This window comes from Rhizobium sp. NZLR1b, from assembly GCF_019685155.1.
Taxonomy (GTDB): domain Bacteria; phylum Pseudomonadota; class Alphaproteobacteria; order Rhizobiales; family Rhizobiaceae; genus Rhizobium.
Window position 1 is genome coordinate 120,618 of record NZ_JABDWC010000020.1, and the last position, 12,790, is coordinate 133,407.

Annotated in this window: 15 protein-coding genes; 4 read left to right on the plus strand and 11 right to left on the minus strand. The window is 63.3% G+C overall.

All coding sequences use genetic code 11. From position 1 onward, the window contains the following. Positions 1 to 60: 60 nt before the first annotated feature. The gene (locus tag HJB84_RS24755; protein ID WP_003540486.1) at positions 61 to 339 is read right to left on the minus strand and encodes an acyl carrier protein; all 279 of its coding nucleotides are present in this window, start codon (positions 337 to 339) and stop codon (positions 61 to 63) included. A 416-nt stretch (positions 340 to 755) separates the two neighbouring features. Here HJB84_RS24755 and HJB84_RS24760 point away from each other — a divergent pair, with 416 nt between their 5' ends. Continuing rightward, positions 756 to 1,478: a Crp/Fnr family transcriptional regulator gene (locus tag HJB84_RS24760; RefSeq protein WP_221117167.1), complete on the plus strand. Its 723-nt coding sequence runs from the start codon at positions 756 to 758 to the stop codon at positions 1,476 to 1,478. Here the strand turns inward: HJB84_RS24760 and HJB84_RS24765 are convergent. From HJB84_RS24765 to HJB84_RS24800, 8 genes are all read right to left on the minus strand, one after another. Beyond that, complete coding sequence (locus HJB84_RS24765) at positions 1,468 to 1,896, minus strand: L,D-transpeptidase (RefSeq protein ID WP_207580793.1); 429 nt, start codon at positions 1,894 to 1,896, stop codon at positions 1,468 to 1,470. The genes HJB84_RS24760 and HJB84_RS24765 overlap by 11 nt on opposite strands. A 147-nt stretch (positions 1,897 to 2,043) precedes the next feature. Further along, complete coding sequence (locus HJB84_RS24770; protein WP_207580794.1) at positions 2,044 to 2,244, minus strand: hypothetical protein; 201 nt, start codon at positions 2,242 to 2,244, stop codon at positions 2,044 to 2,046. A 94-nt stretch (positions 2,245 to 2,338) separates the two neighbouring features. Then, the gene (gene cbiB, locus HJB84_RS24775) at positions 2,339 to 3,319 is read right to left on the minus strand and encodes an adenosylcobinamide-phosphate synthase CbiB (protein ID WP_221117168.1); all 981 of its coding nucleotides are present in this window, start codon (positions 3,317 to 3,319) and stop codon (positions 2,339 to 2,341) included. After that, positions 3,316 to 4,377, minus strand: coding sequence for a threonine-phosphate decarboxylase (locus HJB84_RS24780; protein ID WP_221117169.1), 1,062 nt, complete (start codon positions 4,375 to 4,377; stop codon positions 3,316 to 3,318). Before HJB84_RS24780 ends, cbiB begins: the two co-directional genes overlap by 4 nt. Beyond that, positions 4,374 to 5,681 (minus strand): cobyrinate a,c-diamide synthase, encoded by a 1,308-nt coding sequence (locus tag HJB84_RS24785; RefSeq protein ID WP_207580797.1) that lies wholly within the window; start codon positions 5,679 to 5,681, stop codon positions 4,374 to 4,376. The genes HJB84_RS24780 and HJB84_RS24785 overlap by 4 nt, the downstream gene beginning before the upstream one ends. Further along, entirely contained in the window at positions 5,678 to 6,517 is an 840-nt protein-coding gene (gene cobA / locus HJB84_RS24790; RefSeq protein ID WP_221117170.1) for a uroporphyrinogen-III C-methyltransferase, read from the minus strand. The genes HJB84_RS24785 and cobA overlap by 4 nt, the downstream gene beginning before the upstream one ends. A gap of 233 nt (positions 6,518 to 6,750) precedes the next feature. Next, positions 6,751 to 7,701, minus strand: a complete 951-nt coding sequence (locus tag HJB84_RS24795; protein WP_221117171.1) for a nucleoside hydrolase — start codon at positions 7,699 to 7,701, stop codon at positions 6,751 to 6,753. Positions 7,702 to 7,770: 69 nt separating this feature from the next. Continuing rightward, positions 7,771 to 8,190 (minus strand): cobalamin biosynthesis protein, encoded by a 420-nt coding sequence (locus HJB84_RS24800; protein WP_207580800.1) that lies wholly within the window; start codon positions 8,188 to 8,190, stop codon positions 7,771 to 7,773. 98 nt (positions 8,191 to 8,288) lie between these two features. On the opposite strand from HJB84_RS24800, the gene HJB84_RS24805 reads away from it, so the two are divergent. The 3 genes from HJB84_RS24805 to HJB84_RS24815 all read left to right on the plus strand — a co-directional run bounded on the left by HJB84_RS24805 (position 8,289) and on the right by HJB84_RS24815 (position 10,343). Continuing rightward, the gene (locus tag HJB84_RS24805) at positions 8,289 to 9,074 is read left to right on the plus strand and encodes a TSUP family transporter (RefSeq protein WP_207580801.1); all 786 of its coding nucleotides are present in this window, start codon (positions 8,289 to 8,291) and stop codon (positions 9,072 to 9,074) included. Between the two features lie 109 nt (positions 9,075 to 9,183). Further along, positions 9,184 to 9,549 (plus strand): nuclear transport factor 2 family protein, encoded by a 366-nt coding sequence (locus HJB84_RS24810; RefSeq protein WP_207580802.1) that lies wholly within the window; start codon positions 9,184 to 9,186, stop codon positions 9,547 to 9,549. Beyond that, complete coding sequence (locus HJB84_RS24815) at positions 9,549 to 10,343, plus strand: helix-turn-helix domain-containing protein (protein ID WP_207580803.1); 795 nt, start codon at positions 9,549 to 9,551, stop codon at positions 10,341 to 10,343. The genes HJB84_RS24810 and HJB84_RS24815 overlap by 1 nt, the downstream gene beginning before the upstream one ends. 3 nt (positions 10,344 to 10,346) lie before the next feature. Here the strand turns inward: HJB84_RS24815 and cobO are convergent, their stop codons facing one another. Further along, the gene (cobO, locus tag HJB84_RS24820; RefSeq protein ID WP_207580804.1) at positions 10,347 to 10,997 is read right to left on the minus strand and encodes a cob(I)yrinic acid a,c-diamide adenosyltransferase; all 651 of its coding nucleotides are present in this window, start codon (positions 10,995 to 10,997) and stop codon (positions 10,347 to 10,349) included. Positions 10,998 to 11,001: 4 nt separating this feature from the next. After that, the coding region (locus tag HJB84_RS24825; protein ID WP_221117172.1) for a cobaltochelatase subunit CobN at positions 11,002 to 12,790 on the minus strand (1,789 nt) is incomplete at its 5' end.

The window sequence follows — 12,790 nt, forward strand, 5'->3', positions numbered from 1 at the left end:
GAAACCGCCCGGCCGCCATATTCAAGGCGGCAGGGCGGTCAAAAAAGATTGATATGTCGCTCAGGCCTTGGCGGCTTTGAGCTCGTCGATCTTGGCGCAGAGGTTCTTCAGCACGAAATATTCTTCGGTGGAAACCTTGCCCTCATTGACTTCCTGCGTCCACTTTTCGAGCGGGATCTTGATGCCGAATTCCTTGTCGATCGCAAAGACGATGTCGAGGAAATCGAGGCTGTCGATACCGAGGTCGTCGATCGTATGGCTCTCCGGCGTGATCGTCGCACGATCGATCTCGCTGGTTTCTGCAATAATGTCGGCAACTTTATCGAATGTAGCGGTCACGCGCTGTACCTCATGAAATGACGATTTAAACCCCTCATAGGCAAATCCATTTCAAAAGCCAATGCTTTCATCCGGGCGTGGCGGCAATTTGCCGGCTGGGTGTTGCCTAAACAGCAATGGAAGCGGCCTTTGCCGTCACCCGAGGCGGGAGGCGATGCCGCTGCAGAAAACCCCGTCGGCTCGAGCAGAGTAAAGAAGCCGTCCGAATCAGGCCTACGGACCGGCGCGCCTCGGCGCGGGTACTTCCAACGAGAGCCAGGCTACCGAAACTTTGATCTGGATCAAATCGCGATCCCGGCGAAATCGATAATCATCAAGTCGCGCTGGAAGAAATCGGGATAGCCGAACCAGTAATCGCGGCGTAATCGTCTCGGTTATACCGCGCGGGCAAACGCGGATTTCGAAGGGATCAGGAGATGGACGTCGCACGCAGTGAGATTCCCGAGGCCGGCACGCCCGTCGCTTGCCGCTCCTGCCAGGCGCGGCACGGCGTCGTCTGCGGCGCCCTGTCCAGCCGCCAGCTCCGGGAGCTCGGCCGCCACTCGCTGCGCCGCAAGGTCGATGCCGGCACAGAGATCATCGCTCAAGGGTCGGAAAGCTCGTTCTACTCGAACATCATGCGCGGAGTGGTAAAGCTCTGCAAGGTGATGCCGGACGGACGCCAGCAAATCGTTGGCCTGCAATTCGCCTCCGATTTCGTCGGCAGACCCTTCGTGCGTGAAAGCACGCTGTCGGCCGAGGCCGCGACCGACACGGAGATCTGTGTCTTCCCCCGTAACCTGCTCGACCGTATGATATCGGAGGCGCCGGAGCTGCAGCGCAGCCTGCACGATCAGGCGCTGAAAGAGCTGGATGTCGCGCGCGAATGGATGCTGACGCTCGGCCGGCGCACCGCCGAGGAAAAGGTCGCAAGCCTGCTTCACCTCATCGCCACGCACGTCGAACCGCAAACGGCGACGAGCACCGCCTTCGACCTGCCGCTATCACGCGCCGAGATCGCCGATTTCCTCGGATTGACGATCGAGACCGTCAGCCGCCAGATGACTAGGCTGCGCAAGAGCGGCGTCATCCATATCGAGAACTTCCGACATATCGTTGTCCCCGATATGGATGAGCTGGAAAAGAAAATCAGCGGGTAATCACCACACGGGTATTGGCAAGGCCGGCTTGGCGCGCCAGCGAGAAGAACTCGGCCGCATTGTCGGGATGCAGGCGGACGCAGCCATGCGAGGCCGGCCGGCCCAGGCGTTTCAGGTCGAAAGTGGCATGGACGGCGTAACCGCCGTTGAAGAACACCGCGTAGGGCATCGGTGCATTGTCGTATTTCCGGGAACGGTGATCGCGCGACAGCCACTTGGCGCTCCACGAACCGGTCGGCGTGACATAGCCGTTGCGCGCGGTCGAAACCTTCCAACGATACTTGACGAAGCCGTTCTCGGTGACGGTCATCGTCTGCTTGCCAATGCTGACATTGGCGACCAGCGTTGCTGCCTGAGCGGCAATGGGAGAAAATTGCAGCAATAAACTTGCGGCGGCGGCCGCCAAAATCGTCTTCATGATACCCCTCTTCGAACCCGCGCAGTTTAATTGCGCCATCGCGAAAGAGAGACTACGGCAATACTTATTATATAGCTTTAACCCGAATGGTAATCACAATTTTAACATGTTTAAGCCGGAAACGCCGCCGCAGGACAGCGGCCCACTTCACTGGAGCTTGCGTGGAACCGAGGGCGGGTTCAGCCGCTGGTAGGCCTTGTTCATCTTCTCTCGGATAGAGGCCATGGTGCCGAGGTTATGACCGCAAGCGGCACAGGTGATAATATCCGTCTCCCGAATCTCCGGACGCTCGAACTTCATCTTGGTGCTCTTGCACTTCGGGCACGGTAATTCAACCTGAACTGTCATTGCTCTGCTTCCGGTCTGATGGAGGTATGAGGCGTTTCGCATAAACGTTTGAGCCGGAGCTGTCCACCGCGGTGTGTCCGCGGTGCGTAGCACCCTACAGAAAACACAGAAACAACCCGAATGTCAGACCGGCGAGCACCATGCAGCTGGCATAAAACACCGATACGCCGTCTTCGACGTCGCCGGCGGTAGCTATGTCCCGGCCAGCGTTGTTGATCATCGGCTCCGTCACGATGACACCGCCGTAGATGCGCGGGCCGGCGAGCTGGACGTTGAGAGCGCCGGCCATTGCCGCCTCCGGCCGGCCGGAATTCGGCGAACGGTGCAGGCCGCCGTCGCGCATCGCCACGCGAACCGCCTGGCGGCAGGCGCTGGTACCGCGCCGGACCCAGGCGCCGGCGGCGATCAGCAGGATGGAGAAACGCGCGGCCGGCCAGTTGGCGATATCGTCGAGCCGGGCCGATGCCCAGCCGAAATCGATATATTTTTCCGACTTGTGGCCAATCATCGAATCCGCCGTGTTCAGCATTTTGTAGACGAGCAAGCCCGGCAGGCCGAAGACGGCATACCAGAGCGCCGGCGCGACGACGCCGTCGGAAAAGTTTTCGGCCAGGCTTTCGATCGCCGCGCGGCACACCGCCGGCTCGTCCAGCGTTTCAGGATCGCGCCCGACGATCTGAGAAACGGCGGCCTGTCCACCGGCAAGCCCCACGTCGCGCAGGGCGACGGCGACCGCCGCGACGTGATCGGCAAGGCTCTTTTGCGCCAGGAAGATCGCCACCAATCCGGTCTCGAGCAGGATGCCGGCGAGACCGAACAGCGCGAAGAACCGGTTGAACACGAAGCCCGCGGCCACCGCCAGCAGCAGCAGCGCCAGGATGGCGGCGACGCCGTTCATTCGGCGTCGGGAGCCGGTGAGACTTGCGGAGTTGAGTTGCCGGTCGGCATAGGAAATCGCCGCGCCGAAGATGACGACGGGGTGCGGTACCCGCGACCACAGCCATTGCGGATCGCCGGCGATCCGGTCGAGCAGCAGCGCCAGAAGCAGCACGAGAAGGTTTTCGTCGATCGTCATCGCTCAAATCTCTGAAGGGCTTCGCAAAGTCGTCGGTCCGCCGCCGGATCCGGCGTCAACCCGAAACGCAGCTGATCCGGCGCATAGTCGAACTTGCGGACGAGAATATGATGGCGGCAGAGATGGGTGTAAATGTCGCTCGCCCTGCCGTCGGCGACAAGAGTGAACAGCGCCGTTCCTCCCGATATCCGCAATCCGGCCGCAGTCAGCACCGCATGCAGGCCGGCGCAGCGTTCATCGATGCGGGCGCGGATTGCAGACACGTCCGAACGCAACAGCGAACCTGCAATCGAAAGAGCCGGGCCCGAGACTGCCCAAGGGCCGAGCCAGTTCTCGAAACGCTCGAGAATATCTTGGCGCGCAATCGCAAAACCGAGCCGGAGACCGGCAAGCCCGAAGAACTTACCGAAGGAGCGGAAGATGATCAGGTTGGAAAGTGATTGCGCTTGGGCTGCTAGGCTCAGCGCCGGATCGGTATCACCGAAGGCCTCATCGACGACGAGAAGCCCGTCTGCCGCCTTCATCCTGTCGTGCAGGGCAATCAGCGTTTCGGCCGGCCAGACCCTGCCGTCCGGATTGTTCGGATTGACGACGACGGCCAGCCGATGCTCGGCCCCGATCGCCGCGACATCGCCGACCGCATCGACGGCACAACCGGCCGAAGCAAAGGCGCGCACATATTCGCCATAGGTCGGCGACACCACTGCGACTTTGTCGTCCGTCACTGCGACTTTGTCGTCCGTCACGGCAACTCTGTCTGTCAAAGAGACTTGCCTGTCCTGCCGGAGCAGGCGCGGCAGAAGCTGGATCACCGATTGCGTTCCGGGCACCGGCAGCGGCAGGATCGCCCCGCTGCCGTAATGCTCGCACGCGGCATGCCTTGCCTCATCGGCGAGATGGCCGTCCGGCAGGCGGTGCCATGCCCTTGCCGGAACGTCAGGCAGGGCGACGGGGCACGGATTGATGCCTGTGGAAAGGTCGAGCCAGTCTTCCGGCCTGCCGCCGAAGGCGGCGGCAGCAGCGGTGATGCCGCCGCCGTGGGCGATGGGCGCGCTCATGCGGCAGCTCTCGCAAGATCGATCAGGTGCATATAGGACCCCGCCACCTGGCCGCGCCGCAACCCGACAGCACCGAGATCGGTTCCGAGCGCATCTTGCGCTGCAAACAGCCGCTTTCCCTCGCCCTCGGACACAACAGTGGAATAGTGGAATTCATGCGCGGTCATCGTCCGCGCGAAGAAGGCGCCGTCGAGCGGTGTCACACGGCGGTAGCCGAGATGGCGTCGGCGTTCGGCATAGCTGGTGACGACGGGCAGCAGGCCGAGCATTTCGTGGCGCTTTCCGCCCGCATCGATCAACCCATCGCCGAGCACCATGTAGCCGCCGCACTCCCCGTAAATCCTGATGCCGCGTGCCGCCGCGTCGAGCATGCCGGCGCGAAAATTCTGCGCCGCCGAAAGCCGCCCGGCATGCAGCTCGGGATAGCCGCCGGGCAGATAGATCGCATCGGCGTCACCGGTCGGCGCCTCGTCGGCGAGCGGCGAGAAGAACGAAATATCAGCCCCGCGGCGACGCCAGCCGAGCAGCATATGCTCGTAGGAAAAGGCAAAGGCGACATCGCGCGCCACGGCGATGCGGGCGCCGATCGGCATCAGCCGGTCGATATTGGCGGCAGACGGCCGGTTGAGCCCCTGCCTTGCAATGCGCAGCAGGAATTCGAAATTGCATTCCTCGGAAACGGCATCCGCCGAATGGTCGATGAAATTATCGAGCGTGGTGTGTTCACTGGCCTGGACGAGACCGAGATGGCGCTCCGGCAAGGCGAGCGCCTTGTCGCTGCCGATTACGGCGATAACAGGCATGCGGATCGCTTCGAGCGCCTGGCGCAGCATCGCCTCGTGCCGGTCGCTGCCAACCTTGTTAAGGATGACGCCGGCGACGCGGACATCGGCGCGGAAGCCGGCAAAGCCTGATACCAGCGGCGCCACTGACTGCGACATGCGCGAGGCATCGACGACCAGCACCACGGACAGGCCGAGCTGAGCGGCAAGATCGGCCGCAGTTCCCCTTCCGTCGGCCGCTCCGTCGAAAAGTCCCATCATCGCCTCGATGACGAGGATGCGGTCGCCGGAACGGTGAAGGGCTGAATTGGCCGAGATCAGCTCCGGGCGCATCGCCCAGGGATCGAAATTCAGGCAGGGCGTGCCACTTGCGGCCGCATGAAAGGCGGGATCGATATAATCGGGACCGGCCTTGCCGGGCGCGACCGCGATGCCGCGCCGGCGCAACGCCCTGAGCAATCCGAGCGTCACCGTCGTCTTGCCGGCGCCGGAGGACGGCGCTGCGATCAGGAGGCCGCTCATGTCAGCACCTTGCCGGACCGGCGGAACGGATCGGGTTGCAGCCGCCGTCCGGCGAGCGCGCCGAGCCAATCGAGCGAGGCTCTGAGCCGCACCACCTCGCCGACGACGACCACGGCTGGCGGTTCGAGCCCGGCAGTGGCGATGGCCGCGGGCGCCTCGGCCAGCGTCGTTTCCAGCACCTGCTGCCGGCCGGTGGCAGCGTTGCAGACGAAGGCGACAGGTTCGGTAGGCTCCCGGCCGGCGGCGATCAACCGGGCGCTGATCTCGGCGATGTGTTTCATCGCCATATACATGACGATCACGGGAGAGCCCCGGCCGATCGCCTCCCAGTTGATCCTGTCGGGCACGATGCCGGAGGAATCATGGCCGGTGAGGAAGGTCACGGCGTGGTTGATGTCGCGATGCGTCACCGGGATGCCGGCATAGGCAAGCCCGCCGATGCCGGCGGTGATGCCGGGCACGATGCGGAAGGGGATATTGTGCTCGACCAGCGTCAGCGCTTCTTCGCCGCCGCGGCCGAAGACGAAGGGATCGCCGCCTTTCAACCGCAGCACCCGCTTGCCGGCGCATGCCAGTTCCACCAGCCGCAGCGAGATGTCACGTTGTTTGGCCGAAGGCTTGCCGCCGCGTTTTCCGGCATATTCCACCACCGCTTCCGGCCGCGCCAACGCCAGGCATTCCTCGTTGACCAGCGCGTCGTGCACGATGACGTCGGCCTCGGAAAGCCCTCTTGCGGCGAGCAGCGTCAAAAGCCCGGGATCGCCGGGACCGGCACCGACCAGCCAGACGGTGCCCGGCTCCAGCGCCGGAAGATGGGAGAATGCGGCATCGATCATCTTGCTGATCTAGAGCATGATGCCGAAAAGTGTAAGCGGTTTTCGGACGACATTATGCGCACCTGTTTGTTTTAGATCCGCCGGGCGCCCTGTCTCACCGGAAGTTGCCGAGATGACCATGACTCACTTTGCTAGGAAGCGGAATCAAACTCTCGGAAAACCCGAATAACAATATGAATATATTATCATATAGTCGCGACGACCGGCCGCGAAGCGGCCGGTCTTCCAATCGGTCAGGCCCTGAGCAGCGTGTCGCGGATGAGATCGATAACCTTTTTCGATTCGATGCCGGTGCAGACGATCTGTCTCGGCAGGCCATCCCAGTCACCCGGCGGAAAACGGCGACCGTCCGGCTTTACGATGGTCTGGCCGTCGGCGATGCCGCCACAGACGACACGCACCGCACCCGATATCGACGAGAACAGTTCGGGCGCCACGACATAGACTGAGGCGCAGCTGTCATGCACCATCATGCCGTCCTCAACCGCATGCTTGTAAAAATCGATGTAGGACTGCGAGAGTTCATTGAGCTGTTTGACCGCCTTGTCGCCCTTGGCCGCCATCTCGCCAAGATAGCTGCGGCTCATCGTGGTGACCGCGGTGACGTCGAGGCCGATGACGGTCACCTTCCAGGGCGCGGTCATGACGATATCCGCAGCTTCGGGATCACCATGGATGTTGGCCTCGGCGACCGGCGAGACATTGCCCGGCACATAGAAATTGCCGCCCATGATGACGACGTCCTTGACCAGCGTTGCGATCTCGGGGGCTTCCTTCAGCGCCAGCGCCAGATTGGTCATCCGCCCGACAGCGACGAGGCGCACTTCGCCCGGATGGGTGCGCACGGTATCGATGATGAAGCGATGCGCCGGGCGCAGATCGAGCGGCAGGTCGATCGTCTCCGGCACGTCGATATCGCCGAGGCCATTGTCACCATGCACCATGGCCGGCCAGGGCCGCTCGGCGCGCGAGGGGTCGATGGTGACGCTGGCGCCCTTGGCAACGGGTGCCGGAATATTCCAATCGCGCTTGAGGAAGAGCGCATTGCGTGTCGTCGTCTCGACCGAGGCGTTACCGAAAACGGTGGTGATGCCGATCAGATCGATTTCGGGGTGGCGGTGCAGGAAAAGAAGCGCCATGGCGTCATCGACGCCCGGATCCGTGTCATAAATGACCTTGTGCATTGATATCCTCTAAATGTAGATCGCGAAGCTGCCGGACGGCGTCGCAACGTGTGGCCACCATAACGCCCGTCAGGCTTTCCGCAACCCGATGCCGGCAATCGCCGCTGTCGCATGCGCGGATTTGATCTTGCCGAGCAGCAGCTCCGCATCCGCTCCAATGGCCGCAAGTGCCGCGGATTCCGCCACGCCATGGCAGCCGACACGGGCAAAGACGATGGCAGAGGGATTTTTAAGCCGCGGCGTTTCCTCTTCCAGCCGCGGCGCATCGAAGAAGACGGCGGGCACGGCAAAATGCCTGGCAACGGCAAGGATCGCCGCTTCTTCGGAACGGCTGTCGATCGAGGCAATGGCAGCAAGCTCCGCCCCGATGATACCGGCCGCTTCAACCGCTTCGATGGCCAGTGCCAGCACTTCAGCGGGCGGCGTTTTGCGCTCGCAGCCGAGCCCGAGCACGTGATGTCTGCTCCTGTCGAAGGTAATGTCGCTCATGTTGCTGCCGAATGCGCCTTGCCATGTCCTTTGCAGCCATTGCAGCCCGAGGCGGGAAATGCAAGAAGGCGGCCTGAAAGCCCCTCCGGAACTCCGTCTTGCCCGATATCACCTTCCATCTGCTTCTACTGCTCTGCGCGGCGGCCTTTTTTGCTGGTTTCGTCGATTCGATTGCCGGTGGCGGCGGCCTCATCACCGTTCCCGCCATGCTGATTGCCGGCATTCCGCCGCTGCAGACGCTCGGCACCAATAAGGTGCAGTCGATCTTTGGTGCCGCCTCGGCAACGCTCGCTTATGCCCGCAAGGGCCACGTGCAGCTTCGCGAACAATTGCCGATGGCGCTGATGGCGGTCATGGGCGGGGCGCTCGGCGCTGCCCTTGCCACGATCGTACCCGGACAGGTGCTGCAGGCGATCATGCCGGTGTTGCTGCTGTCGATCGCGATCTTCTTTGCCGTCAAGCCGAACCTCAACGACGTCGATACCCATCGCCGCATCACGCCCTTCGCCTTCGGCCTGACGCTGGTCCCGGCCATCGGCGTTTATGACGGGGTCTTCGGCCCGGGCACCGGCTCCTTCTTCATGCTCGCCTTCGTCACACTCGCCGGCTTCGGCGTGCTGAAGGCAACCGCCCACACCAAGCTTCTCAATCTCGGCTCGAATTTCGGCGCGCTGATTGTCTTCGCAAGCTTTGGCGCGATACTCTGGAAGATCGGCCTGTTGATGGGCATCTGCCAGTTCCTCGGCGCGCAGCTCGGTTCGCGCCTTGCCATGCGCATCGGTTCGAAGCTGATCAAGCCGCTGCTGGTGATCGTGTGCGTCGCCCTGGCGGTCAAGCTCCTCGCCGACCCGGCAAATCCGCTGCGCTTGTGGCTCGGCATCTGACGGAGACGCTTGGCCGTCTTCCATTACCTCTGGCGTAATTGATAGGGTGCACCACCTTCCCGCATGATCGCCCTGCCTGAATGACGGGCGATCAAAAGGAGATGACCCGATGAACGATGCAAACAGCAATGCCGAGCGCTACCTCGCCATCTGGAACGAGACGGATGCGGCTCGCCGCCGCGCTCTCATCGCCGAGAGCTGGGCGGAAGCCGCAACCTACATCGATCCGCTGATGCGCGGCGAAGGCCACGAGCAGATCAATTCGCTGGTGGAGGCCGTGCAGAACCGTTTCCCCGGTTTCCGTTTCGAACTGATCGGCACGGCTGACGGCTATGGCGACAATCTGCGTTTCTCCTGGGGCCTCGGACCTGCCAATGGCGAAGCACTGATCAAGGGCACGGATTTTGCCGAACTCGAAGACGGCAAACTGAAATCCGTCCGCGGCTTCATCGACCAATTGCCGGAAGCTGCCTGATGAAGCCGACCGCCCGCCCTCTTGGAGATCATCTGCGCGGATGGCGCCAGCGCCGCCGGATGAGCCAGCTCGACCTGGCGCTGGAGGCAGATATCTCGCAGCGGCATCTGAGCTTCATCGAGAGCGGGCGCTCGACGCCGAGCCGCGACATGCTGCTGCATCTTGCCGAACGCCTCGGCGTGCCGCTCCGCGACCGGAACCCGCTGCTGCTGGCGGCGGGTTTCGCTCCCGTCTTTACCGAGCGTGCACTCGACGATCCCGCCTTGGAACCGGCGCGCCGCGCCATCGACATGGTGTTGAAAACTCATCAGCCTTTCCCGGCGCTCGCGATCGACCGCCACTGGACGCTCATTGCCTCCAACGCGGCGCTGGCGCCGCTCATCTCAGGCATTGCCGATCCCTCCCTGCTGGAACCGCCAGTCAATGTGCTGCGCCTCAGCCTGCACCCGCAAGGACTGGCGCCCCGCATTGCAAACCTCCCGGAATGGCGCGCCCACCTTATCGACCGGCTGCGTCAGCAAATATCGGCTTCGGGCGATCCGGTATTGGAGAGGCTGCTGAACGAACTGCTGTCCTATCCGGCGCCCGAAGCGGCGAACGATGCGCATACCGACCACGCCGGCATCGCCATTCCGCTGAAGCTTTCGACCAAGGCCGGTCTGCTATCCCTGATCTCGACGACCACGGTCTTCGGCACGCCCGTCGACATCACTCTGTCGGAACTGGCCGTGGAATCCTTCTTCCCGGCGGATGAAGAAACGGCCGCGATCCTGCGCGGCCTCTCTCTCAACTGATGCCTAGAATTCCACGCCCGGCTGGCCCTTGATGCCGGAGCGGAACGGATGCTTGATCAGTTCCATCTCGGTCACCAGGTCGGCGATCTCGATCAGTTCCTCCCTGGCGTTGCGCCCCGTCAGCACGACATGCGTCATGGGCGGCTTCTCGTTCTTCAGGAATTCCACGACCTCGTTGATATCGAGATAGTCGTAGCGTAGCGCGATGTTGATCTCGTCGAGCAGCACCATGGAATAGCGATCGTCGCGGATCAGCTCCTTGGCCTTTTCCCAGGCAGCCGAGGCGGCGGCAACGTCGCGGGCGCGGTCCTGCGTTTCCCAGGTGAACCCCTCGCCCATGGTGTGGAACTGGCAGAGATCGGAGAAATGCTTCTCGATCAGATCGCGCTCGCCGGTCCACATCGCACCCTTGATGAACTGCACGACGGCAGAGGGCTTGCCATGGGCGATGTGGCGGAAGATCATGCCGAAGGCGGCCGATGACTTGCCCTTGCCCTTGCCGGTGTGGACGATGATCAGCCCCTTGCCATCGGTCTTGGTCGCCATGATCTTGTCGCGGGCGGCCTTCTTCTTCGCCATCTTCTCGGCATGGCGCGCATCGTCCTTTCCAGCTTCGCCTTCTGGGATCGCGCTCTCCGGTGTCTCGTCGCTCATCGGTTCACCTTGTTCTATTGTTGGCGGCCAGGTCGAACCGGGCCGAATTGCTGCGCGGCGTCCAGAGGCTGCGGTCGATCGCCTCGCACAGCCGCTCCTTCATCTCGTCGAATGCTGCCGGGTTCTTCTCCATCATGAAGGTACTCACAATGGGATCGGCGACGAAGGCCTGGTATACCGCCTCGAAATGATGGGCACCGACTGCACCCGTCGTCGCCGAAAAGGCGAAGAGATAGTCGACGGTGGCGGCAATCTCGGCCGCACCCTTGTAACCGTGGCGCATGACGCCCGATATCCATTTCGGATTGACGACGCGCCCGCGCACGACGCGGCCGATCTCCTCTTCCAGCGAACGGATCACCGGCCGTTCCGGCCGGGAATGATCGTTGTGATAGATCGAGGGGCGGGCGCCGGCGAGCTGTTCCGCCGCCGCCGCCATGCCGCCTTCGAACTGGTAATAATCGTCGCTGTCGAGCAGATCGTGTTCGCGATTATCCTGATTCTGAACGACGGCCTGCACCGAGCGCAGCCGCTCCTCGAACAGGCCGCGTTCGGCCTTGCCCTCCTCGCCGGCGCCATAGGCATAGCTGCCCCAGACGAGATAGGCCTCGGCGAGATCGGCGCGCCGCTCCCAGCCTTTTTCGTCAATCAGCGCCTGCAGCCCCGCGCCATAAGCGCCGGGCTTCGAGCCGAACACCCGGTAGCCCGCTCGCCTTCTGGCCGAGACCTCGTCGAGGCCGGCTGCGGCAAGCCTTGCCGCCTCGCCGCGCATGCGCGCTGCGATCGGATTGTCGGCCTCGTCCTCTTCAAGCGCGCCGACGGCGCGGACCGCCTTGTCGAACAGGGCGATCTGCTCGGGAAAAGCGTCGCGGAAGAAGCCGGATATCCTGAGCGTCACGTCGACGCGCGGCCGCCCGAGCATTGCCGGCGGTATGATCTCGTAGCCGGTGACGCGGCGCGAGCTCATGTCCCAGAGCGGCTTGACGCCAATCAGCGCCAGCGCCTGGGCGATGTCATCGCCGCCGGTGCGCATGTTCGACGTGCCCCAGGCTGTCAGCCCTAGGGAAGCCGGCCATTCGCCGTGATCCTGCGCATAGCGGCGAACCAGCAGTTCCGCGGATTTCTTGCCGAGTTCGTAGGCGGCCGGCGTCGGCACGGCGCGGCTATCGACCGAATAGAAATTGCGGCCCGTCGGCAGCACATCGGGCCGCCCGCGCGTCGGCGCCCCGGAGGGGCCGGGCGCAACGAAGCGGCCGTCGAGGCCGTTAAGCAGGCCTGCGATTTCGGCTGGCCCGCAGGCCAGGATCGAAGGCTTGAGGCGGGTCTCGATCTCGGAAAGCACCGCCCGCGTCGCCGGCCAGTTCTCAGGGCAGACGATCTGGCCGGAAACGAACTTCGCCGCCAGGAGCTCGATGCGCTCGACGGTGTCGCCGTTGGTGCGCCAGGGGGCGTCGAGGAGATCTGCTAGGATGGCATGACGTGGGGCTGTCCAGGGGGCGGCCATGTCGCAGTCGAGAGGATCGAACGTGGAGTTACCCCCCTCTGTCCTGCCGGACATCTCCCCCACAAGGGGGGAGATCGGGGATGAGAGGTCCCGCTCCAACTGCTCGGCCGAAGGTGCGGCAACTTCAAACGTTTCTTTTGTGGGAAGCCCAAGCCTCTTGCCGATCTCCCCCCTTGTGGGGGAGATGTCCGGCAGGACAGAGGGGGGTGCCACAGGCACACCGCCCACCCCCACATCACCCGCAATCGCCCGCTGCAAACTCGCATCCCCGCCCTCACCCAGCCCCCGC

What these genes read in the sequence shown, in the direction of transcription:
- HJB84_RS24760 (WP_221117167.1), top strand. Translation starts at nt 756, where the DNA reads ATGGACGTCGCACGCAGTGAGATTCCCGAGGCCGGCACGCCCGTCGCT.
- HJB84_RS24765 (WP_207580793.1), bottom strand. Translation starts at nt 1,896, where the DNA reads ATGAAGACGATTTTGGCGGCCGCCGCCGCAAGTTTATTGCTGCAATTT.
- HJB84_RS24770 (WP_207580794.1), bottom strand. Translation starts at nt 2,244, where the DNA reads ATGACAGTTCAGGTTGAATTACCGTGCCCGAAGTGCAAGAGCACCAAG.
- cbiB (WP_221117168.1), bottom strand. Translation starts at nt 3,319, where the DNA reads ATGACGATCGACGAAAACCTTCTCGTGCTGCTTCTGGCGCTGCTGCTC.
- HJB84_RS24780 (WP_221117169.1), bottom strand. Translation starts at nt 4,377, where the DNA reads ATGAGCGCGCCCATCGCCCACGGCGGCGGCATCACCGCTGCTGCCGCC.
- HJB84_RS24785 (WP_207580797.1), bottom strand. Translation starts at nt 5,681, where the DNA reads ATGAGCGGCCTCCTGATCGCAGCGCCGTCCTCCGGCGCCGGCAAGACG.
- cobA (WP_221117170.1), bottom strand. Translation starts at nt 6,517, where the DNA reads ATGATCGATGCCGCATTCTCCCATCTTCCGGCGCTGGAGCCGGGCACC.
- HJB84_RS24795 (WP_221117171.1), bottom strand. Translation starts at nt 7,701, where the DNA reads ATGCACAAGGTCATTTATGACACGGATCCGGGCGTCGATGACGCCATG.
- HJB84_RS24800 (WP_207580800.1), bottom strand. Translation starts at nt 8,190, where the DNA reads ATGAGCGACATTACCTTCGACAGGAGCAGACATCACGTGCTCGGGCTC.
- HJB84_RS24810 (WP_207580802.1), top strand. Translation starts at nt 9,184, where the DNA reads ATGAACGATGCAAACAGCAATGCCGAGCGCTACCTCGCCATCTGGAAC.
- HJB84_RS24815 (WP_207580803.1), top strand. Translation starts at nt 9,549, where the DNA reads ATGAAGCCGACCGCCCGCCCTCTTGGAGATCATCTGCGCGGATGGCGC.
- cobO (WP_207580804.1), bottom strand. Translation starts at nt 10,997, where the DNA reads ATGAGCGACGAGACACCGGAGAGCGCGATCCCAGAAGGCGAAGCTGGA.